Genomic DNA, 22116 nt, shown 5'->3' on the forward strand with positions numbered 1-22116 from the left:
GGGCACGACCGAAGGCTCACCACCCTCCCACACCGCGATCACCGAGTTCGTCGTACCCAGGTCGATGCCCACTGCCTTCGCCATGAGGAACTCCTTCTGCGGCTGTCGACGTCCGTCGGCGACCGTTCGTCCTCCGGGCCCTGTCCGCCCGGCTTCGAAACTCGTTCAGCTGGCGGGGCCGCTGCGCGGGTGACCGCCCGTGGAGGGGGCACCCTCCGTGTTCGCTTCCGCCGACGGACCGCCGAGCGGTCCCCACAGGCCCCAACGTGGCTGTTCACCCGGTCGTCCGCCTGCGCCCAGCGGGTCGAAAAGTGGCGCCACCGGTCGGTCTGCGGGGACAGGCCTCTCCAGGCTGGTACAGCGCGCCGCGGCGGTCCTGTCCCTGGCCGTGGCGACCGTTCGACGCGGCCGCGCCACGCCACGGACCGGGATCCGTACGGAGGCGACCGCCGCGGATGACCAGCCCGGGCGCCGCGCAACGGCGCTGCTCTCTCCGCGGCGACCTGGCCGTTGGTTCAGCCGGGCGTGGGATGGTGCGCCCGGGCGAACTGCTCCACGATGGCGGCGCAGAAGGCAGGCAGGTCGGCTGGGCTGCGGCTGGTGATCAACTGCCCGTCGACGACCACCTCCTGATCGGCGACGACCTCCGCGCCCGCGTTGCGCAGGTCGGTGCGGATGCTGGGCCAGGACGTGAGGCGGCGGCCACGCACGGCGTCGGCTTCCACCAGGGTCCAGGGGCCGTGGCAGATCGAAGCGACCGGCTTCCCGGTGGCCATGAAGTCCTTGACGAACTTCACCGCGTCGCGGTCCATGCGCAGTTGGTCGGGGTTCATGGTGCCGCCGGGCAGGAGCAGGGCCTGGTAGTCGTCGACGGAGGCGTCGGCGACCAAGCGGTCCACGGGGAAGGTTCCTGCCGCGTTGAGGTCGAACTGGCGGGCCTGGATCTCGCCGGGATGGAGCGAGATGATCTCGGTCTTCGCACCCGCGCCCTGCAGCGCACCGCGCGGCAGGTCGAGTTCCACGCGCTCGACGCCGTCGGTGGCCAGAATCGCCACCCGCATCCCTTGCAGTTCCTGTGTCATGGTGTGGCTCCGTTCACGAGTCGCTGGTCGTACGACGAGAGCGGCAGGGCCCGTCCGGATCCCCTTTCCGGAGCGCCGAACAACTCACGGAGGACGACTTCGGTCCGAGCCCGGCCGTCGCCGCGGGCGTCGACGGGCCGGCGTCCGTCTGCCGCCCTGTCGGTTCGGATCGGTGACATGCACCGGGGCGCGACCGCTACAGCAGCCGGTCGAACACCGCGGTCGCGCCGTCCCAATGGCTGGTCTGCGGGTTCTTGACATCCGGGTACATGATCTTGAACGTGTCGGCGAGGGCGACGCTGAGACCGCCGATGATCTCGGGGTAGCGCTCTTCGGTCTCCGGGGTGGGTGTCCTGTCGAGGGGCGGGTGCGTGGCGAGCTGTTCCAGGATCGGCTTCAGCTCGACCTCCTCGTCAAGCCGCCGGAACCGGTGGATGCTCTCCTGGAGGCCCTTGGTGATCGGCAGGTCCCACGGTTCGACGATATCCCGGCCATTGGCCTTGGCCGCCGCCTGGCCGACGACCAGGAGGTCGTAGAGCTTGGCGTCGACGAAGTCGCCGTACCGCTTCAGGTCGCTCTTGTCCACGTCGAGGCCCCCGGCGGCGCGGAAGAACCTCTCGAACTTCGACACACCCATCACAGCCATGCCTCTCGCCTCCTCACCGGGAACCGGACCGGACGGCGTCGTTCGCTCCCGCCGGCGCCGCCATCGGCTGTTACCGGTCGAGATTCGCAGAGCCCGCCTGCTGGGCGCCTCCGCACCCCAGGCCGAAAAAGAACACGCCTTCCTACCCTGGCGGAACAGCATCGACCTCGCGGTGTGGCTGACGGACATCGCCCGACGGCTCGTGCCGCGGGACGCTCCGGACGTCCAACAGGCCGGCCGGAAACGCGACGGCGGGAAAGCCGGCCGCCCCCACAGGCACGGCGCCCTGACGCACATCCGGCAGACCGGTGGCGGTGTCCCCTTCGCCGTGGCGGAGGGCGTCCGCACTTGTGCTCGGGGGTCCACGGAGCCCGCCGATTTTCCGCCCGTCGGGGGCAGGCAGGGAGTGGCCCACATCCCGAGCATGGAAGTGGCCTCTGCTGAGGCGCATGCACGACGAGGCGCATCAGCCCGCAACCACCAGGCGCACGACGCACCCTTCGGTGGCTGTCTCAGGGCCACGCCAGGCAGTTGCACAGCATCAGAAGGGGAACGCCTCATGGACTACAAGACCTTTCTCGACACCGTCACCCAGCGCGCCCCTATCCCCCCGGAGAAGGCGGAGCCCCTCACCCGTGCCACTCTGGAAACCCTGGCCGAGCGGCTCACCCGGGGTGAGGCGGAGGACCTCGCGTCCGAACTGCCCAAGCCGCTGAAGGAACCGCTGGTCTCCCCCACTCCGGAGGCCGAGCGCTTCGGACTCGACGAGTTCATCGATCGGGTGAGCAGGCGAGCAGGGGTGAGCCCGGACGAGGCCCGCGAAGGCGTACGGGCGGAGCTGAGCACCCTGAGGGACGCCGTCAGTGGGGGCGAGTTCCGCCATGTTATGTCCCAGTTGCCCCGGGACTTCGAGGCTCTCGTCGGCGCCCCGGGCTAGGTCGTCGGCGCCACGTCGGCGAAGGGATGCGCGAGGACCCTCGGTCGGGCAGCCTCGGCACACGTCCGACGCAGACCCGGATCCGGACTCGGACCCGGACTCGGCATGAAATCGCCGGAGGACCGCATGACACAATCGACAGTTCCTTCAGCCGGCGCACCCGTGGACGTCGAAGGCAGGGCGCAGCGGCCGTTCTCCGAGCACGCGGCCATGGCCAGGGCGTATCCCGGCGGTCGGATGACCGTCGGCGCCATCACGCCCCTGGAGGGATTCGACGGGCCCGTGCCGTCCCTGGCCGGGCACATCGAGCGGATCCAGCAGGCCGAGCAGGCCGGCTTCGCCTCGGTGTGGGTCCGTGACGTGCCGCTGCTGGACCCGAACTTCGGCGACGCCGGGCAGGTCTTCGACCCCTGGGTGTACCTGGGTCAGCTCAGTGCCCGCACCACCTCGATCACCCTGGGGACCGCCAGCATCGTCATGCCCCTGCGGCATCCACTGCACACCGCCAAGGCGGCCGCCTCGGTGGACCAGTTGTCCGGCGGACGGCTCCTGCTCGGGGTGGCCACCGGTGACCGGCCCGTGGAGTTCCCGGCCCTCGGTCAGGACCTCGACAGCCGGGCCGAGAGGTTCCGGCAGTCGCTCGAGTACTTCCGTGTCGTCCTCGAGCACCGTTTCCCGCACGTGGAGTCGCCGCTCGGCCGGATGCGCGGCACCGATCTGCTGCCCAAGCCGGTGTACCGGCGGATCCCCGTACTGATGACGGGACGCGGCCGGCAGGACGTGCGGTGGATCGCCGACAACACGGACGGCTGGCTGTACTACACCCCGCCGCTCCAGCAGCAGGCCGAGAACATCGAGCGGTGGCGGGAGCTGACGCGGGGCGACGACGGCGGGTTCAAGCCGTACGCGCAGGCCACCTATCTGGATCTGACCGAGGATCCGCTGGCCCTGCCCCGGCGCATCCACCAGGGCTTCTCGGTGGGCCGGGTGTCGTTCCTGGCGATGATGCGGGCCTGGCAGGGCATCGGCATCGACCAGCTGATGATCAACTTCAAGCACAGCCGCCGTCCGGTCGCCGACGTGATCGACGAACTGGCCGAACACGTCCTGCCGCACTTCCCGCCCGGGCGCTCCGGGGCGCGCGGCGAGCACCGGACCGTGGAGCGGACCGGGCCCTGACGGAGTACGACCCCGGCGCCCCCGCGTGACTGGGCCGGGCTCAGTCCCGGGCGGCCCCGGACGGCCGCTCCTGCGCGTAGTCGCACGTGCCCTCCGCCTGGAACTGCAGGGCCGCTCTGGTCACCTCCGCGCCGAGGCCGCGCAATTGGTCCGCGACCCCCTGGTCGGTGAGGCGTCCGTCCCCGTCGAAGACCCGGGAGGACCGCGGGACCGCCAGCACCAGCGGTACGGCCCAGCCGCGCAGCGACCGCACGATGAACTCCATCGCGTTGATCGCCTGCAGGCCCTGCACTCCACCGGCGGTCGTCAGCATCCCGACGGGTTTGTTGCTCAGGTAGGGCGGGTCATGGTCGGCCAGGAGGGCGAGCCAGTCCACCGCGTTCTTGAACGCGCCGCTGACCGACCCGTGGTATGTCGGGCTGCTCCACAGCAGGGCGTCGGCGGCCTGAACGGTGTCCGCGAGCCGGCGGGCGGACGGAGGGGCCCCGAGCTCGGACGTGTAGAACGGAAGACGCAGCCGCTTGAGGTCGAGCACCTGGGTGTCGGCGCCCCCGTCGGCCGCCCCCTCGACCGCCACACACAGTGCGGTGAGGCTGGTCGACGGGGTGCGCAGGGAACCTCCCAGCCCGACGACGAGCGGGCGCGTCATCCTGTCAACTCCTTCAGAGCATCTCCAGGGGGGTGGGCCCGCTGGGTGGCGGGAACACCTCGTCGAGGATCTCGAGCGCCTCGGCGGGAAGGTCGAGGTCCACCGCGCCGCGGTTCTCCCGAACGTGGTCGGGTGATCCGGAACGCGGGATCGCGGCCACGCCCTGTCGCAGCACCCAGGCGAGTGCCACCTGGGCCGGTGTCGCTCCGAGGGCCCGGGCCACGGCGCCCAGTGCCTCGACCCGCAGGATCCGCCCCTGCTCGATCGGGGAGTAGGCCATGACCGCCACGTCGGCCTCGCGGCACCAGGGGAGCAGATCCCACTCGATGCCGCGCCGGGAGAGGTTGTACAGCACCTGGTCGACGGCCACGGCGTCGCCACCGGGGAGGGTGACCAACTCGGTCATGTCGGCCACGTCCAGATTGCTCACGCCCCAGTAACGGATCTTCCCCGCCTCCATCAGGTCGGCGAATCCCGCCAGGGTCTCCTCGAGTGGCCAGCGTCCCCGCCAGTGCAGCAGGTACAGGTCCAGCCGTTCCGTACGGAGCCGCCGCAGGCTGCCCTCGCAGGCGGCGACGGTGCCCTTCCGGTCGGCGTGGCCGGGCAGCACCTTGCTGACGAGGAAGACCTCCTCCCGGCGTCCGCGGAGGGCCTCCCCCACGAGTTCCTCGGCTGCGCCCTCGCCGTACATCTCCGCAGTGTCGACGACGGTCATACCCAGGTCCACGCCCAGTCGCAGCGCGGCGATCTCCTGTTCACGCCTGGCCGGGTTCTCACCCAGGTACCAGGTGCCCTGCCCGGCCGCCGCGATCTCCTCACCAGAGGGGAGCGCAACAGTTCTGGCCGATTCCGCAGACATCTCGGGCCTCCCGTCTGCCGCGGATCCGTGGCCCGCGCACCCGCACCGTGTGCCCAGTTCCGCGTCTCCCAACAGCCGTGTCCCACAAGCCGCCAAGAGGTCGGGAGGGGTGAGCGGACTACGCCGGGAACTCGCCGGAACCGGGTGCGCGATCACGCAACGCGACGACCACCGACACGACGGCGCCGCAGGAGAGGACCGTCGCGAAACCGATCATCGCGGTCTGCACGGCGAAGTGCCGCAGGGCGATGCTGAACAGGACGGAGGGCAGGCCCATTCCCAGGTAGGCGACGACGAAGAACACGGCGAGGACCCCCGCGCGCGAGGCGGGCTCGGCCACTGAACCGGCCCGTTCGACGCCTCCCTTGAACAGCAGCCCCGAGCCGGCTCCCGAGAGGGAGACGGCGGCCAGATAGAGCCAGAGCGCCGGGTGGTACAGGGCGACGGCGCACAGGGCCAGGCCGACCGGGAAGACCACCGCCCCCACGGTCAGGACCCGGCGCAGTGGGAGACGTCCCAGCACCAGCTGGGCGGCCGCCGCGGAACCGAACATGAGGAAGGCGGCCAGGCCGACCACGAGGTGCGAGTCGGTGTGCAGGGTGCCGTGGAGCACCCTCGCCCCGAGGGAGGAGATCAGGCCGAGGATCGCGAAGGCGAAGGCGCCGAGCGCACCGGCCGCGCCGAACGTCCGCCGGCCGCCGGGGCGCAGGACGAACCTGCTGGGCGCCTCCGCCGCGGGCAGCTCCAGGTCCACGGTCTCCGGGGTGCACAGCACCAGCGCCAGGCACACCCCCATGGCGAGCGTGAAGATCGCCTGGGTGGTGATCAGGGGCGCGGGAAGCCACTCGGCGGCGGCTCCGGCGACCAGGGGCCCTGAGGCCAGGCCGCCGAGGTTGGCGGCAGTCGCCACGATGCCGGGCAGCACCGAACCCGTCCGTTCCGGGCGGGCCTCGCGGTAGAGGTCGTGCAGGTACGTCGTCGCGGTCGAGGCCATCAGCCCCAGTCCGACACCGTTCAGGATGCGGCCCGCGATCAGTCCCGGCAGGTCCCGCCACACCATCAGTACGACCGACGCGAGGATGCCGACCAGCAGCGCCGGGACGATGACGCGCCGTCGGCCGAGCCGGTCCGACAGGTGTCCCAGTCCGAGGAAGGCGGCCGCCGCGCCCACGACCATCGAGGCGTACGCCACCGTGACCGTGGTCGCGCCGAAGTGGTCCCGGGCCTCGTACAGCGGCCACAGCGGGGTGGGCGCGGTGCCGAAGGCCATCAGCACGGTGAAGGCCACCGCCACGAACCAGAAGCCGGTCGTGTGCGTGGCACGGCGCCGGACGCAGACCTGGGACGGCAGGCCGGCGGGAGCGAGTGCCTGGATCTGGTGGGTCGGGTCGCCGGGAGCGTCGGCTGTGGGACGGCTCAGCGGCGTCGGTGCGGCAGGCAGGGGTACCCCTCCTCGGACGGAAGTGGATGGCTTCTTCCATCCTCCTCACCTGCCAGCATCAACGCCAACGAATGTTTTTGCTGGGGTCGAGCCATGCGAGAGATACTTCTCCAGTGGAGCTACGTCAGCTGGAGCACTTCATCGCGGTCGCCGAGGAGCTGAGCTTCACGCGCGCCGCCCGTCGGCTGCACGTGGTGCAGTCGGGGGTGTCCGCCGCGATCCGCTCCCTGGAGCGCGAGCTCGGCTGCGCCTTGTTCGAGCGCACGTCGCAGCAGGTTCGGCTCACCGGGGCGGGCGCGGCACTGCTCCCGGAGGCTCGGGCCACCCTGCACGCCGCCCAGGCGGCCCAGGACGCCGTCCGTGCCGCCCAGGACACGCTGCGCGGCACGGTGAACGTGGGCGCGATGGCCTCGGTCGAGGTGGTGGACCTGCCCGCGCTCCTGGGGCAGTTGCACGCGCGGCATCCGGCGATCGACGTCCGGCTGCGGCTGGCGACGACCGGCTCCGCGGGACTGGCGCACGCGCTGCTCAGCGGGGACCTGGACGTGGCCTTCCTGTCGCTGCCCGAGCGCAAACCCGCCGGGATCGACGCCCGGGAGCTGGCCACGGTGCCGCTCGTGCTCGTGGTGAGCTCCAGCCATCCGCTCGCGCAGCGGGGGCAGTTGACACTCGCGGACCTCGCGGACGAGCCCTTCGTGGACTTCCCGCCGGGCTACGGCAACCGCGAGGTCGTCGACCGGGCGTTCGCGGCGGCGGGCGTCGTACGCCGGGTGGCCCTGGAAGTGCCCGACATCGACATGGGGGCGGCACTCGTCCGGCACGGCCTGGGCATCGCCTTCCTGCCCGCGTTCGCCGTGGCCCGCACCCCCGGCCTGCACATCCTGGACGTGCACGGCACCGTGCTCCGCTGGAGCATGCATCTCGGCACGTCGTCGACCCGGCGGCCCAGCTCGGCTCTGCGGGCGCTGCTCGACCTGGTCGACCTCCACGTCATCGCCCTGTGACGCCCGGGCCGCCGCCCGGGCGTCCTTCGTCGGTGGTGTCCGAACTCCCGCGGCCGTCTCGCTCCGCCCGCGCCATCTGCCGCAGCATCCGCTGACGCTCACGCTGCCGTCGTCCATAGGCGGCGTCGGCGACCTCCTCGTCCCCTTCGAGGCTGGTGCCGAAGGCCCCGCCGATCATCCCGATGGCGGTGATGAACCAGGCCAGGAAGAGGTAGTCGCCGACGCCGACCTGCCGTCCGATGAACTTGCGCAGGACGGACGCGTCCAGCAGCAGGAAGGAGACCGCGACCAGCGTCGCGAACAGGGCCGTGCCCAGGACCACCACCGCGAGCGCGATGGTGAGCAGGGTGACCAGGTTGTAGGGGTACAGGGGGTGGTGCCGTGCGGGGAGGTCGGTGCCGCGCTCCCAGAGCTGGTGGTCGACGATGATCCACACGGTGAGCGCGACGGCGGACAGAGTGGTGATGACGGCGTGCTGCACGGCGCCGAGTTCGGTGGCGAGGTTCCAGGCGGCGGTGTTGACGAACAGGACCGTGGCCGTGGCGAACACGCCCGCCAAGGCCCGGGAGAGGGAGCCGAACAGCCGCCACGGACGGTTGGCGTACACCATGCCGGCGACGAGTCGGGCATGGCCGCGCAGGCCGGGCACGACATAGCGCTGGGGCTGCTCGGGGCCGGGACGGGTGTCCGGTACCGGTTCGCGCGGCGGGCGGCCGATCACTTCCGGGTGCCTGGGCGTCTCCTCGTCCGTGACCAGCGCTCGGACGACGTCCACGACGGCCTGCCGCACCCGCCGTCGAAGGCGGCGGGCCCCCAGGGCGGGAAGGGAGATCAGCGCGGCCCGGAGCTCGGTGTCGACCTCCACGCTGATCGGGTAGAGCCGGGCCCGCCGCGGAAGGTCGGTGAGAAAGATCGCCACGTCCCATACGGCACGGTCCAGGTGGCGTCTGACGATCTCGGCGATGTCGGAGACGTCGGCCTGCTCGCTCCCGCCCAGCGGGGCGGTCATCGTGTCGACCTGCCATCTGACCTGGGCACGGACTGCCCGGGTCAGATGGGCCGGCAGCCGGGGGGCGAGAGCACGGACGATGTCCGATGGCAGGCCGGGGTCGGCCACCAGCACGACGCGTACGGTTCTGCGGGAGGACGTCTCGGGCACGTCAGCCGTCATGATCACACCTTCGTGTGAGCCTCACGCCGTGGCGGGCCGCGAAGGATCAGGGATCGCGGGTGTCACCCACCGTGCCGTCCGCCCCCGGCGCACACTCTGCGTCCGGGCCGGTGCCGCTGTGGCGCGGCCGGCGTATCGAGGAATCCCGGGATCACCCGGCGGACTCGAGGGCCCGGGAGAAGTCCGCTCCGAGCTGAGACATCAGGTCGTTGAACTCCTTCTCGCTGATCGCCTCCCGGAGCACGGCCAGCACGGTCCGCACACCTCGGTCGGCTTCCTCCTCCTTGAGCATGGTGCGTTCGGCGACGCGCCGGACGCTGTCGTGGTGGCCGAAGCGCTCGATGCGGTCCGTGGTCCCACGGCGTACCGACTCCGCGAGGCCTTCGGGGAGCTCCGTGATGAGGTCCCTGGCCTCCCCCGCGCTCAGCCTGTGGGCCAGCGTCTCGAGCGTGGCCCGGGTCAGGTCCGCCGCCTCCTGCCGGCTCAGTCCTGTGCGCTCGGCGACGGTGCGGAGGAATTCCTTCTCGTCCATGCGTCGTACCCCTTCGCTGCTGTGTTGCGACGAACGGCGCGCCCCCTGCAAGCCTGCCACGCCGACCCGGCGCGCGCCCGCGCACGGACGGCGGTGACCACGCACGACCACCACAGCCTGACGCCTCCGCGCACCGCGGTGTGCGGGGCCTCGCCGACCCGAACCGGGGCGACGACGAGCTGCCAGGCTTTGCCGGATATCGGGCGGAATCAGCAGGTGTGAGCGGGTTCGGGAGTGGTAACCCGGAGAATCCCACTGCAGGGAGGCGCCATGGACGCCCATGTCACTGCCCAGGGAAGCCCCATCGCCACGGTCAATCCGTACACCGGTGAGAGGGTCCGGGAATTCCCAGCTATGAGCGAGGAGGACGTGGGGCGCGCGGTCGACGCGGCGTACCGTGGCTTCCCGGACTGGCGTGCCCGGTCGAGGGCCGACCGTGGTGCCGTCGTGCAACGCGCCGGCCGGCTCATGAGGGAGCGCAAGGAGGAACTGGCGGGGCTCCTGACCCTCGAGGTCGGCAAGCTGATCGACTCGAGCCGTGCGGAGGTCGACCTCGCGTCCGACATCCTCATGTACTACGGCGAGCACGGCCCCGAGATGCTGGAAGAGCGCCCCTTGCCCGTGCCCGACGGCACGGCCGTGCTGGTGAACGAGCCGCTCGGCGTCCTTCTCGGTGTGATGCCGTGGAATTTCCCGCTCTACCAGGTGGTCCGGTTCGCGGGCCCGAACCTCGTCCTCGGCAACACGATCCTGCTCAAGCACGCGAGCAGCTGCCCCCAGTCCGCACTGGCACTCGAGCAGCTGTTCACGGACGCGGGTGCGCCGGCCGGGGTGTATACCAACCTCTTCGTGCGAGGCAAGGACGTCGGGAGGATCATCGATGACTCTCGTGTGCAGGGAGCCTCACTGACCGGAAGCGAGCGGGCCGGCGTGAGCCTGGGCGAGATCGCCGGCCGCAACGTCAAGAAGTCCGTCCTCGAGCTGGGTGGCAGTGATCCCTTCGTCGTACTGGACGGTCACAACCTCGAGCGCACCGTGTACGCCGCGTTCCTCGGCCGGATGGGCAACACCGGGCAGTGCTGTGTGGCGGCCAAGCGTTTCATCGTCCTCGCCGACGTCTACGACGCCTTCGTCACCGGGCTGCGTGACCGGATGGGCGAGGTGCGACCGGGAGATCCGGCCGACCCCGCCACCACGCTCGGTCCGCTGTCCTCCGAGGCCGCGGCCGACCTCCTGATGGAGCAGGTTCGTGACGCGGTGGACAAGGGAGCCACGGTGGTGCTGGGCGGAGGGCGGCCCGACCTTCCGGGTGCCTTCGTCGAGCCGACCGTCCTCACCGACGTCACACCGGAGATGCGGGCCTACCGGGAAGAGCTCTTCGGCCCTGTCGCCGTCGTCTACCGGGTCGCCGACGAGGACGAGGCCGTGGCGCTGGCCAACACCTCCCCCTACGGCCTGGGAGGCGCGGTCTTCGCCGCCGACCCGGAACGTGCTCGCGGAGTCGCGAACCGCCTGGAGGCGGGCATGGTGTGGATCAACCACCCGACCGCGTCCCGGCCGGAGCTGCCCTTCGGCGGCATCAAGCGCTCCGGCTACGGGCGCGAACTCGGCGACGTGGGCATCGTGGAATTCGCGAACCGCAAGCTCGTGCGCTACGTGGACGCCGACGCCCCGATCGCGGAAGTGCTGGGCTGACCTACGGCCCGGCCGACCGGCAGAGGGGCGCCGCACCGCAGTGGTGCGACGCCCCTCTACCGGTCCGGTCTGCTGCCGGTCCGGCCCGTGCGGGCCGTGGCCCCACCACTGTGCCCCGCGTGGCTCGCCCGCAGCCCGAAGTCGGGGAGGGCCCGAGGTCAGGCCCGAGGTCAGGGAGGCCCGAGGTCGGGGAGGAACTCGCTCCGGCCTCGTCGCTCGGCGCCGGCGACGGCCGGGCGGCGAGGCGGCACACTCTGAGGGGCGCGGCCGGAGCGAGCGGCCGCGGTCAGCTGTCCAGCTCCTCCTCGACCGGCGGTTTCGGCACCTCGCGCAGATGCTGGGACTGTCCGGGCCTGCCGCCCTTCCGGGCCTGCTCGGCTCGCTGAGCCGGGCTCAGCCCCAGGTCGGAGTCGGGGTCCACACGGACCGACCGGGCCACCTCCTTGCGGTTGGAGTACTGCTCGGGCGGAATGGCCCGCAGCGCCTTGATGACCTCTGGCGCGGCGCCCTTCCGCCTCGCCGCTTCTATCAGCGTCTCCTTGTCGGCGGGGAAGTCGACGTCCTTGATGGCCTCCACCACGTCCTGTGCGCTCGTACTGTGAGTCATGGCTCCTTCTCCCTCATCGGAATCCGGAATCCTGGGCCACCCGGGTAACCGGCAAGGACCGCTGACTCACCTCCTTCACGCGCCGGATTTCACCGGTTCGCCGGGTCTGGGCCGGGAGGACCCCGCCCGGCAGGAGGTGATCGTCGAGCCCGAACCAGGGATCAGAGACGTACGACACCGCGCACCGGCACAGCGCGCGTTGTGATCGGCGGCGTGCGGCGTCAGTCGCCGGCCACGGCGCGCACCGCCTCCTCGATCGGCGTGGGCCCGCTGATCAGCTCGAGGATGCGCCCGGCGGTCCTGGGCTCGTGGAGCAGGGCGGCCAGAACCGCGGCCACGTCGTCGCGCGGCACCTGGCCGCGGTCGGTGTGCTCGGCGAGCGTGACGCGCCCGCTGCCGGGGTCGTCGGTCAGCAGCCCCGGGCGCAGAATCGTCCAGTCCAGTCCCGGGCGGGAGGCGATGTAGGCGTCCGCCTCGGCCTTGGCCTTCAGGTAGGCGGCGAACACCGGGTCGGTTCCGGGCGGCGGCTGAGTGTCCGCGCCCATCGAGGAGATCACCAGGAAGCGGCGCACTCCGGCGCGCTCGGCCGCATCGGCGAGGAGGATGGCCGCGTTCCGGTCCACCGTCTGCTTGCGTTCCACGCCGCTGCCCGGTCCGGCGCCCGCGGCGAACAGTGCCGCGTCGGCGCCGCCGAGGTGGCCGGCGACCTCCTCCACCGAGGCGTGCTCCAGATCGCACACCACTGGTTCCGCGCCGTCCGCGCGCAGGTCGTCGGCGTGGTCCGGGTTGCGGATCAGCCCTGTGACGTTGTCGCCGCGCGCCGAGAGCAGCCGGGTCAGCCGGCGCGCGATCTTTCCGTGTCCACCCGCGATCACCAAGTGCATGGGCTCATTGTTGCCACACGCGACCGTTCACTCCGGGCTGCGGGACCGCTACGGCGGGTCGGGTCGTGGTGGTCGCCAAGTCCGCTTACGCGCGCGTCGCGCTGGGGCGCGAGACCACCCCGCCACCGGGTCGCGCCGCGGGGGCCCGCGGACGCGCCCTCGTGATTCTGCCGTCAGGAACACGCGAGCCGGGCCGCGAGATAGGGCGCGGTGGCGCTGCGGCGGGCTTTCGCCACCTTGGCCGGCGGGCCCGACGCGACCACCCGGCCGCCCGCGTCACCGCCGCCCGGACCGAGGTCGATGACCCAGTCGGCGGTGGCGACCGTGTCCAGGTCGTGCTCGACGAGGACGACCGTGTTGCCGGCGTCGACGAGCCGGTGCAGCTGGCGCAGCAGCAGCGCGATGTCCGAGGGGTGCAGCCCCGCCGTCGGCTCGTCCAGCAGGTAGAGCGCGTGCCCGCGGCGGGCTCGCTGCAGTTCGGTGGCCAGCTTGATGCGCTGTGCCTCTCCCCCACTGAGTTCCGTCGCGGGCTGGCCCAGCCGCACATACCCCAGTCCCACCTCGCGCAGCGTCTCCAGACTGCGGGAGGCGGCCGGGACGGCGGACAGGAAGTCGGCGGCGTCGTCGACGGACAGCGCCAGCACTTCCGCGATGTTCTTGCCCTGGTAGGTGACCTCCAGCGTTTCCGCGTTGTACCGGGCACCATGGCAGGTCGGGCACGGCGCGTAGGTGCCGGGCAGGAAGAGCAGTTCCACCGCGACGAACCCTTCGCCCTGGCAGGTCTCGCACCGTCCTTCGGGCACGTTGAAGGAGAACCGCCCGGCCGAGTAACCGCGCGCCCTGGCCTCGTCCGTCGCCGCGTACAGCTTGCGCACCGCGTCGAACATACCCGTGTACGTGGCCAGGTTGGACCGGGGAGTCCGGCCGATGGGCCGCTGGTCGACCAGGACCAGCCGGTCGAACGACTCGACCCCCGACGCGTCCTGGACGTCGACCTCCAGCTGGGCCTCCTCGGGCTCCTCGGGTACGACTCCGAGGTGGCCGCGGACGACCTCGGCGAGCACCTGCGTCACCAGCGTCGACTTTCCGGAACCGGACACGCCGGTCACCGCCGTCAGTACGCAGAGCGGTACGTCGACGGACACGTCGCGCAGATTGTGGCGGGAGACGCCGCGCAGGTGCAGCCAGCCGTGCGGTGCGCGCGGGCGGTGATCGAGCGGCTGGGCGCGACCGAACAGGTAATGGCTCGTGGCCGACTCCCCGACCCGCTCGAGACCGGCGACCGGGCCGCTGTACAGCACGCGTCCGCCGCCCTCACCCGCGCCGGGACCGATGTCGACGACCCAGTCCGCCCGCCGTACGACGTCCATGTCGTGCTCCACGACGAACAGCGAGTTGCCCGCCGCCTTGAGGCGGTCCAGCACGTCAAGGAGCGGTTCGGCGTCGGCCGGGTGCAGACCCGCGGAGGGTTCGTCGAGGACGTAGACGACGCCGAACAGCCCCGAGCGCAGCTGGGTCGCGATCCGCAGGCGCTGCGCCTCGCCGGGCGACAGGGTCGTCGAGCGGCGCCCGAGGCTGAGGTAGCCGAGGCCCAGACCGAGCAGTACCTCGATCCGCGCGACCAGATCCCCGCAGATCCGGACCGCGACCTCGGTCGTCTCCCCGGACCGGGCGGTCGACGTGGTGGCGTCGGCCTCGGACCGCCCGGCGACGGGCCGCAGCAGCGCCACGACCTCGGTGAGCGGCATCGCGTTGATCTCGGCGATGGAGCGTCCGGCGAAGGTCACGGCCAGCGCCTCGGGCCGCAGTCCGCTGCCGTGACACTCGGGACAGGGCACACTCACGACGAACCGGAGCGCCCGTTCGCGCATCTTCTCGCTCTTGGAGTCGGCGAGGACGTGCATGACGTGCTTGCGGGCGCTCCAGAACTTGCCCTGGTAGCCGTAGTCGACGCGGTCCTCCTCCGGCTCGATGTACACGGAGGGCTGCTCGTCCGTGTACAGCAGCCAGTCCCGGTCCCTCTTCCTGAGTCTGCGCCAGGGTCGGTCGATGTCGATCCCCAGGCCGTTCACGACACTGCGCAGGTTGGCGCCCTGCCAGGCGCCCGGCCAGGCGGCGATCGCCCCCTCGCGGATGCTCAGCGAGGGGTCCGGGACGAGCAGGTCCTCGGCGACGTCGTGCACGACGCCCAGTCCGTGGCACTCCGGGCAGGCTCCGGCCGCGGTGTTGGGTGAGAACGACTCGGCTTCCAGCCGCGCGGCCCCGGGCGGATAGGTGCCGGCGCGGGAGTACAGGATGCGCAGCAGATTGGACAGGGTGGTGATGGTGCCGACCGTCGAGCGGGAGCTGGGCGATCCGCGTCGCTGCTGCAGGGCCACGGCCGGGGGCAGTCCCGTGATCTCCTGCACGTGCGGGGCGCCGACCTGTTGCAGCAGCCTTCGGGCGTACGGGGCCACGGACTCGAAGTAGCGGCGCTGGGCCTCCGCGTAGAGGGTGCCGAACGCGAGCGAGGACTTGCCCGAACCGGAGACTCCGGTGAAGGCGACCATCGCGTCCCGCGGAACGTCGACGTCGATGTTCCGCAGGTTGTTCTCACTGGCGCCCCGGACATGCACGAAGGGGTCGGTCGCGTCCTCGTCCACCCCTCCTGATTACCCGATCGCCCCGGGAACCGCGCGACAGGCGCCGTCACCGGGCACGAGGGGAACGGGACGTCGTCGTGGTGGTTGTTTCGCCTCGGAGGTCGACGGGGACCCGGACGCAGTGCCGCCGGAGCGCCGAAGCTCCGTCCGGCGGGCCGGCGGCAGAACGACCGTTGCACCTGATCCAGGTGAACGGCCCCCTTCGAGAGGCGTGCCGGAGCCACGGACCCCGTCGCAGCACTTCCGAGAGCCGGGCTCGCGCGCCCTCTCCCTCTCCCCCATGCCGCGACATCAAGGGAAGTCGTCATGAAGGCAGCGGTATACGAAGGCCCGCGAACGGTAGCGGTGGAGGACGTGCCGGAAGCGAGGATCGAGCACCCCTGCGACATCATCGTCAAGATCACCACCACCAACATCTGCGGTTCGGATCTGCACATGTACGAGGGCCGCACCTCGTTCGAGCCCGGCCGCACCCTGGGTCACGAGAACATGGGCCAGGTCGTGGAGGTCGGCTCGGCCGTCCGAAAGGTCCAGGTCGGCGAGTACGTGGTTCTGCCCTTCAACATCGCCTGCGGCTTCTGCAAGCAGTGCGAGCGGGGCCTGACCAACTACTGCCTGACCATGCAGCCGGAACCCTCCCTCGCCGGAGCCGCCTACGGCTTCGCCGACATGGGCCCCTACCAGGGCGGCCAGGCGGAGCTGCTGCGTGTGCCCTACGGCGACTTCAACGCGCTGCGCCTGGGCGAGGACGCCGCCGAGCGGCAGACCGACTACGTGATGCTCGCCGACATCTTCCCCACCGGCTACCACGCCACCGAGATGGCCCACGTCAAGCCGGGCGACCAGACGATCGTCTTCGGGGCCGGTCCCGTCGGGCTGATGGCGACCTACTCCGCCCTCCTCAGGGGCGCCGGACGCGTCTGGACGGTCGACCACCAGCCCGACCGGCTGCGCAAGGCGCAGGAGATCGGGGCCATCCCGATCAACACCGCCGAGCAGAACCCGGCGGAGGTCGTCAAGGAGGCCACCCTCGGCCTGGGCGCCGACAACGGCTGCGAATGCGTCGGCTATCAGGCGCACGACCCCCAGGGACACGAGGACGCCAGCCTTACCCTCAACAGCCTGATCGACTCGGTCAGGTTCACCGGCGACATCGGCGTGGTGGGCGTGTTCCTGCCCCAGGACCCCGGCGGCGAAGAGGCGCAGGGCGAGCTGGAGGCCCAGGGCAAGGTCCCGATCGACTTCGGTCTGATGTGGTTCAAGGGCCAGCACATGGGCACGGGCCAGGCGCCGGTGAAGAGGTACAACCGGGCACTGCGGGACCTGATCGCCAGCGGGAAGGCGACGCCGAGCTTCGTCGTCTCGCACGAGCTCGGCCTGGACGAGGCCCCCACCGCCTACGAGCACTTCGACGCCCGGGACGAGGGCTGGACGAAGGTCGTCCTGCACCCCGACGGACACGGCAACGGCCACAAGCGGTAAGAGAGCCGTCCGGGGCCGCCGTGGCCCCTGCCCTCCCCGTGCCGGGGGTGGCGGTCCCCCCCGTCCTCCGGCCGGGGGCGGTCGCCGCGCCCGGCCGGACCTGAACCGACGACGATGGCCCGCGCTCCGGCCCGGAGGACGGACGGCGGACGGCGGACGCCCAGCAGAGTGTCCGCCGTGGCAGCACCACCCTCAGCGGCTGCGGCCGCCGGCCGGCCGGCGGGCCGTGTGGGAGGCTCCCTTGCCTGACGGTTGCCGCACCTCGACCAGGCCGACGCGTCACGGCAGGACGTTCCGGTCAGGCGGACACCCGTGAGCCGGCTACGGGTCTTCGGGGAAGTCGCGCGATCCGGGCTGAGGATCGAGGAGACGCGGCTGGAGCCCTTGCTCGCGCTGCGTGCGGCCGCTGGGGTGGCCCTCGTCATCGGGCCGACGCTGTGGCTGGTCTCCCCCGCGTACGCCGCGTCCGCCGCCCTTGGCGCCTACTCCGCGGGCGGGGCCACCTTCCAGCGCAACTGGCGTCCGCGCAAGGTGGTCGCGCTCGGCGCGGGCGCGAGTCTGGCGCTCAGCACCTTCGTGGGCTACCTGGCGGCGGGGCGACTGGTGACGTTCCTGCCGCTGCTGGCCGTATGGGCCTTTGCCGCGGGAATGGCGTGGGCCGTCGGAACGACCGCCGGGATCGTCGCGGCGACGACCGTGGGCAGCATGCTGGTGACCATCACCTTGCCCACGAGCGTCGGGCGGGCTCTGGAGCACGCCGGGGTCATCGCGCTCGGCGGCGTGGTGCAGGCCGTGCTGATCTGGCTGTTCCCGATCCGGCGTTGGGGCGCGCATCGTGACGCGCTCGCCGACGCTCTGGCGGCCGTGGCGGACTACGCACGCCGGCTGCGGCACGACCCGACCGCGCCGTTCGACCCGGAGCCGCTGATGACGGCCCGGGACGCGGCCGCCGTGACGCCGTCACAGGCCCGCACCCGGCCCTCCGTCCTGCACGGCCCCCGGGGACTCGCCGAGCGTATTCGGCCGGTCGTCGCGGCGCTCGCCGATCCGGACGTGGGCGCCCCGGCGGAGGGACCCGGGCGGGACCGAGCACGGGAGTTGCTCGACGCGGCCGCCGACGTCCTGGACGCGGCCGCCCGTTCGATCCGCCGCGGCACTCCCGCCGAGATACCGCCCCGGAGCGCGGAGGTCCTGCGCGTCGACGAGGAGCACGAGGTGCTGGAGGGCCCCGCGCGGCAAGCCGCCGAACAGCTCGTGGAGCTGCTCGGCGAGGCGTTGGACATCGCCGGGAGCGGCGGAGCGGGCGACAAGACACCTCCGCCGCCCGGCCCCGCGAGCGCCCAGTTCCTGGTGCGCCCGACCATGCTCCGGCTGATCCCGGTCGTCGCCCAGGCGGTCCGCCGTGAGCTGCGCGGGGACTCCCCCGTGTTCCGGCACGCCGTCCGCCTGGCGGCGGTGGCCACGCTCGGCTATCTGATCGCCGCCCGGCTCCCCCTGGGCCACGGCTACTGGGCGCCCATCGCCTCGGTGATGGTGATGCGGCCGGACTTCCACCAGACGTACGCGCGTGCGGTGGCCCGTCTCGCCGGGACCCTGGCAGGGGTCGCGCTCGCCACCGGCATGGTGCGGGTCCTGGGCCCGGACGCCCACCTGTCCGCCGCGCTGGCGGTGCTCTCGGCGGGCCTGTCGTACACGCTGAACCGGACCGGCTACGCCTACTCCCAGTGCTTCACCGCCGCGTATGTCGTCTTCCTGCTCGGCATGGGCGGCCAGGCGTGGGAGCAGACGGTCCCGGAGCGGGTGGTGCTGACCCTGCTCGGCGGGGCCCTGGCCATGCTGGCGTACGTGGTGTACCCCGCATGGGAGACACCCCGGCTGCCGGGCCGGCTGGCGGACTGGCTCGCCGCCGACGGCCGCTACGCCGCCGCAGTGCTGCGCAGCTACGCCGAACCGACCCGCGAACACCGCGCCGACATGCGCACGGCACTGCTCGCAAGCAGGGACGCACGGGCCGCCTGGCAGGAGGCCTACCACCGGGCACGGCACGAACCGGTCGCCCCCCGAGGTCTCACGTCGCGCGAGGCGGAGGAGGCACAGGAGGCACTCAAGCGGTTCGGCCGGGCGGCGATGCTCATGGAGAGCCATGTACCGCGGGCCGACAACCGTATCGTCCCCGAGGCGGAGCGGCTCGCCGAGGCGCTCGAGGCGGACGTCGAGCAGGCGGCGGACGATGTGCGCGAGCACAGGAACCCGGACTGGGGGCGCCTGGAGGAGGCACTCCGCGCGTGGCAGGGCGCTCCCGCCGGGAAGGGAAGCCCGGTCGTACGGCGCGAGGCGGAACTTCAGAAACGGGCCTTGGAGGACCTCGCGACAGCCGTGAGCCGCACCCCCTTGGAACGGGACGTGGGCTCTGCTCGCGAGGACCAGCGGGTGCGGACGACCCTGGCTGCGGACGGTGACGGATCAGGGTCCGCGCACCGGAGTGGGTGACGGAGCGGCGACGGGGAGCGCCGCACCTCCTGGAACCGAAGCCGTCTTCCGGCCGGGTCGGGACGGCGGCGTCGGCGTGCACGTCCGGCACACGCCGGGCCGGAAGGGCCTTCCGTGGCCGCACATCAGGACGGGCCGCCGTCCTCATGACGGCGGCCCTGGACCATGTGCCCGAAGGCTGGTGTCTCAGGTGCGGGTCCAGCGCTGGTTGCCGCCGCCCGAGCAGGAGTAGAGCTGGATCTGGGTGCCGTTGCCGGTGCCGGCGGCGTCCAGGCAGAGGCCGGACTGGACGCCGACGATCGATCCGTCGGAGTTGAGGCGCCACTTCTGGTTGTCGCCGCCCCAGCAGCTGTAGATCTGGACCTTGGTGCCGTTGCCGGTGCCGGCGGCGTCCAGGCACTTGCTGCCGTAGACCCGCAGCTCACCGGCGTCGGTCACGGTCCACTGCTGGTTGCTGTCGGTGTGGCAGTCCCACAGTTGGAGTTGTGTGCCGTCGGTGGTCGACGCGTTGGGGACGTCCAGGCAGCGACCGGAGGCGACGCCCTTGATCTGGCCGCCGCCCCCGGTCGGCGGGGGCGTGGTCGTGCCGCCGTTGAGCGCGTTGAGGACGGCGGTGTACGCCGCCTTCTTGCTGCCGTCGTTGTTGAACAGCAGCGGCGTGTCACTGGCGCGCCAGGAGTCGCTGTCGCGCACGCCCCAGACGGTGACGCCGAGGCAGCGTGCGACGGCCAGGCAGTCGTTGACCACGGCGGCGTACGTCGAGGACGGGGCACCCTGGATGTCGAGTTCGGTGACGCCGACGTCGACGCCGAGGGCCGCGAAGTTCTGCAAGGTGGTGCGGAAGTTGCTGTCGTAGGGGCTGCCGCTGTTGAAGTGCGACTGGAAGCCGACGCAGTCGATGGGCACGCCGCGCGACTTGAAGTCCCGGACCATGGAGTACATGGCCTGGGTCTTCGCCCAGTTCCAGTTCTCCACGTTGTAGTCGTTGTAGCAGAGCTTGGCGGACGGGTCGGCGGCGCGCGCGGTGCGGAAGGCGACCTCGATCCAGTCGTTGCCGGTGCGCTGGAGGTTGGAGTCGCGGCGGGCGCCCGAACTGCCGTCGGCGAACGCCTCGTTCACCACGTCCCACTGGGCGATCTTGCCCTTGTAGTGGGCCATCACGCCGTTGATGTGGTCGATCATGGCCTGCCGCAGGGAGCTGCCGCTGAGGTTCTGCATCCAGCTGGGCTGCTGGGAGTGCCAGGCGAGCGTGTGGCCGCGCACCTGCTTGCCGTTCTGCACGGCCCAGTTGTAGACGCGGTCGGCGGAGCTGAAGTTGAACTGGCCCCGCTGGGGTTCGGTGGCGTCGATCTTCATCTCGTTCTCGGCCGTCACCGAGTTGAACTCGCGGTTCGCGATCGACGTGTACGCCGAGTCGCCCAGCTTGCCCGAGGCGACGGCGACGCCGAAGTAGCGGCCGCTCTGTGCCGCGGCGGCGCCCAGCGTGCTCTCGGCGGCGCCGGCGTTCGTGGGTGCGACGAGTGCGGTCGTCAGCCCGAGGACGCCGGCGGCCAGCGCCAGCAGCGGACCACGGATCTTCTGGCGGACGGCGGCTCTGGGAAGGGCTTGGATGCCCATGGGGGTGCCTCCTTCGTGGTTCTCACGGAACGGCCGAAGAGCGGGGGAAGGCGCGCGCTTTCTGTAGGCGGATCATTGAGGCTTGACGGTGGATCGTCAAGGATTCTCACAAGAATATTTCCGATTGACGATCGAATGTTTCGGTACAATCCGAAGGGCTGGCATCCCTTATGGTTCCAGCGTGATCGACGGTCGCCATCGACCGTCGATCACGGCTTTTCCGGCGCCAAGCGGCGGAGCAATCGCGGACACTCCGAAACTTTCGTAGCCCCCTTGGGAGCCCGTTGATGAGCTCCCCTCCCGCCCCGTCCACCAAGACGCGGAAGAATCCCCGCACTTGATCACTTCGATCACCACGGTGTGTGAAGCTGTCCCCATGGAATCCTCGGAATCTTCGCCCGCCGACGTCGTGGCGAGGCTGCAGACCGATCGCCCCCATTCGGCGCGGGTCTGGAACTACCTGCTGGGCGGCAAGGACAACTACCCCGTCGACAGCGAGGTCGGGGACGTCATCCTGTCGACGTTCCCGGAGTTCGCCGCCGTCGCCCGGCTGCAGCGGCGGTTCCTCTCGCGCGCCGTGCGCTTCCTGGTGCGGGAGGCCGGTATCCGTCAGTTCCTGGACATCGGGACGGGACTGCCCACCGCGGACAACACGCACGAGCTGGCCCAGCGCATCGCGCCCGAGAGCCGCATCGTGTACGTGGACAACGACCCGCTCGTGCTGGTGCACGCCGAGGCGCTGCTCACCAGCAGCGACGAGGGGGCATGCGCGTACGTGGACGCGGACGTCCGCGACCCGGAGCGGATCCTGGCCGAAGCCGCCAAGACGCTCGATTTCAGCCGCCCGGTCGCCCTCACCATGCTGGGCATCGTGGGGCAGATTTCGGACGACGACCGTCCTGCGGAGCTGGTGCGCGCCCTGCTGGCGGGGCTGCCGGCGGGCAGCTGGCTGGCGCTGAGCGACGGTACGAACACCAACGAGGCGCTGAACACGGCGGTCGCGGCGTACAACCAGCAGTCGGCCAACACCTACCACCTCCGGTCGCCGCGGGAGATCGCCTCCTACTTCGACGGCCTGGACCTGGTCGAGCCCGGGGTCGTCGCCACCGCCTCCTGGCGCCCGGACCCCGACGCGTCCGAGACGGACGCGCCCGACGTCTCCGTCGCCGGGGTCGCGGCCAAGAACTGATCGGACTGCG

Annotated in this window: 19 protein-coding genes; 7 read left to right on the forward strand and 12 right to left on the reverse strand. The window is 71.4% G+C overall.

Going from position 1 to position 22116, the window contains the following annotated elements; genetic code table 11:
* From ABZ899_RS33275 to ABZ899_RS33285, 3 genes are all read right to left on the reverse strand, one after another.
* A partial coding sequence (locus ABZ899_RS33275) for an Hsp70 family protein (RefSeq protein ID WP_361353787.1) occupies window positions 1-84 on the reverse strand: 84 nt, incomplete at its 3' end.
* Between the two features lie 431 nt (window positions 85-515).
* Window positions 516-1082 (reverse strand): type 1 glutamine amidotransferase domain-containing protein, encoded by a 567-nt coding sequence (locus tag ABZ899_RS33280; protein ID WP_361353648.1) that lies wholly within the window; start codon window positions 1080-1082, stop codon window positions 516-518.
* A 196-nt stretch (window positions 1083-1278) separates the two neighbouring features.
* A complete protein-coding gene (locus ABZ899_RS33285) occupies window positions 1279-1728 on the reverse strand; it encodes a DUF1931 family protein (RefSeq protein WP_361353650.1) in 450 nt (149 codons plus the stop codon).
* 559 nt (window positions 1729-2287) lie between these two features.
* Between ABZ899_RS33285 and ABZ899_RS33290 the strand changes: the two genes are divergently transcribed.
* Window positions 2288-2665: a DUF2267 domain-containing protein gene (locus tag ABZ899_RS33290; protein WP_361353653.1), complete on the forward strand. Its 378-nt coding sequence runs from the start codon at window positions 2288-2290 to the stop codon at window positions 2663-2665.
* A 162-nt stretch (window positions 2666-2827) separates the two neighbouring features.
* Window positions 2828-3844 (forward strand): LLM class oxidoreductase, encoded by a 1017-nt coding sequence (locus ABZ899_RS33295; protein ID WP_361353656.1) that lies wholly within the window; start codon window positions 2828-2830, stop codon window positions 3842-3844.
* Between the two features lie 40 nt (window positions 3845-3884).
* Here the strand turns inward: ABZ899_RS33295 and ABZ899_RS33300 are convergent, their stop codons facing one another.
* From ABZ899_RS33300 to ABZ899_RS33310, 3 genes are all read right to left on the reverse strand, one after another.
* The gene (locus tag ABZ899_RS33300; RefSeq protein ID WP_361353659.1) at window positions 3885-4493 is read right to left on the reverse strand and encodes an NAD(P)H-dependent oxidoreductase; all 609 of its coding nucleotides are present in this window, start codon (window positions 4491-4493) and stop codon (window positions 3885-3887) included.
* 13 nt (window positions 4494-4506) lie between these two features.
* Window positions 4507-5352, reverse strand: a complete 846-nt coding sequence (locus ABZ899_RS33305) for an aldo/keto reductase (protein WP_361353662.1) — start codon at window positions 5350-5352, stop codon at window positions 4507-4509.
* A gap of 118 nt (window positions 5353-5470) precedes the next feature.
* The gene (locus ABZ899_RS33310) at window positions 5471-6646 is read right to left on the reverse strand and encodes an MFS transporter (protein ID WP_361353664.1); all 1176 of its coding nucleotides are present in this window, start codon (window positions 6644-6646) and stop codon (window positions 5471-5473) included.
* A gap of 260 nt (window positions 6647-6906) precedes the next feature.
* Between ABZ899_RS33310 and ABZ899_RS33315 the strand changes: the two genes are divergently transcribed.
* On the forward strand, window positions 6907-7797 hold the full coding sequence (locus ABZ899_RS33315; RefSeq protein WP_361353666.1) for a LysR family transcriptional regulator: 891 nt from the start codon (window positions 6907-6909) through the stop codon (window positions 7795-7797).
* Here the strand turns inward: ABZ899_RS33315 and ABZ899_RS33320 are convergent.
* Window positions 7784-8968 carry a hypothetical protein gene (locus ABZ899_RS33320; RefSeq protein ID WP_361353668.1) on the reverse strand — a complete coding sequence of 395 codons (1185 nt, stop codon included), beginning with the start codon at window positions 8966-8968 and terminating at the stop codon, window positions 7784-7786. The two genes, ABZ899_RS33315 and ABZ899_RS33320, sit on opposite strands and share 14 nt — an antisense overlap.
* Before the next feature lie 151 nt (window positions 8969-9119).
* The gene (locus tag ABZ899_RS33325) at window positions 9120-9500 is read right to left on the reverse strand and encodes a DUF2267 domain-containing protein (RefSeq protein ID WP_361353670.1); all 381 of its coding nucleotides are present in this window, start codon (window positions 9498-9500) and stop codon (window positions 9120-9122) included.
* A gap of 270 nt (window positions 9501-9770) precedes the next feature.
* Between ABZ899_RS33325 and ABZ899_RS33330 the strand changes: the two genes are divergently transcribed.
* Window positions 9771-11195, forward strand: coding sequence for an NAD-dependent succinate-semialdehyde dehydrogenase (locus tag ABZ899_RS33330; protein WP_361353672.1), 1425 nt, complete (start codon window positions 9771-9773; stop codon window positions 11193-11195).
* A 286-nt stretch (window positions 11196-11481) separates the two neighbouring features.
* Here ABZ899_RS33330 and ABZ899_RS33335 read toward each other — a convergent pair whose 3' ends face one another.
* The 3 genes from ABZ899_RS33335 to uvrA all read right to left on the reverse strand — a co-directional run bounded on the left by ABZ899_RS33335 (window position 11482) and on the right by uvrA (window position 15328).
* The gene (locus ABZ899_RS33335) at window positions 11482-11802 is read right to left on the reverse strand and encodes a DUF2795 domain-containing protein (RefSeq protein ID WP_361353673.1); all 321 of its coding nucleotides are present in this window, start codon (window positions 11800-11802) and stop codon (window positions 11482-11484) included.
* 221 nt (window positions 11803-12023) lie between these two features.
* Window positions 12024-12686, reverse strand: a complete 663-nt coding sequence (locus ABZ899_RS33340) for an SDR family oxidoreductase (protein ID WP_361353675.1) — start codon at window positions 12684-12686, stop codon at window positions 12024-12026.
* 173 nt (window positions 12687-12859) lie between these two features.
* A complete protein-coding gene (gene uvrA, locus ABZ899_RS33345; RefSeq protein ID WP_361353678.1) occupies window positions 12860-15328 on the reverse strand; it encodes an excinuclease ABC subunit UvrA in 2469 nt (822 codons plus the stop codon).
* Window positions 15329-15634: 306 nt separating this feature from the next.
* On the opposite strand from uvrA, the gene ABZ899_RS33350 reads away from it, so the two are divergent.
* On the forward strand, window positions 15635-16810 hold the full coding sequence (locus ABZ899_RS33350; RefSeq protein WP_361353681.1) for a glutathione-independent formaldehyde dehydrogenase: 1176 nt from the start codon (window positions 15635-15637) through the stop codon (window positions 16808-16810).
* A gap of 312 nt (window positions 16811-17122) precedes the next feature.
* Window positions 17123-19300, forward strand: a complete 2178-nt coding sequence (locus ABZ899_RS33355; RefSeq protein ID WP_361353685.1) for an FUSC family protein — start codon at window positions 17123-17125, stop codon at window positions 19298-19300.
* A 186-nt stretch (window positions 19301-19486) separates the two neighbouring features.
* Here the strand turns inward: ABZ899_RS33355 and ABZ899_RS33360 are convergent, their stop codons facing one another.
* Window positions 19487-20917 carry an endo-1,4-beta-xylanase gene (locus ABZ899_RS33360; RefSeq protein WP_361353688.1) on the reverse strand — a complete coding sequence of 477 codons (1431 nt, stop codon included), beginning with the start codon at window positions 20915-20917 and terminating at the stop codon, window positions 19487-19489.
* Between the two features lie 376 nt (window positions 20918-21293).
* On the opposite strand from ABZ899_RS33360, the gene ABZ899_RS33365 reads away from it, so the two are divergent.
* On the forward strand, window positions 21294-22106 hold the full coding sequence (locus ABZ899_RS33365; protein WP_361353691.1) for an SAM-dependent methyltransferase: 813 nt from the start codon (window positions 21294-21296) through the stop codon (window positions 22104-22106).
* Window positions 22107-22116: the final 10 nt, after the last annotated feature.

Origin of the sequence: Streptomyces sp. NPDC046859 (assembly GCF_040645135.1) — a bacterium.
Classification (GTDB): domain Bacteria; phylum Actinomycetota; class Actinomycetes; order Streptomycetales; family Streptomycetaceae; genus Streptomyces.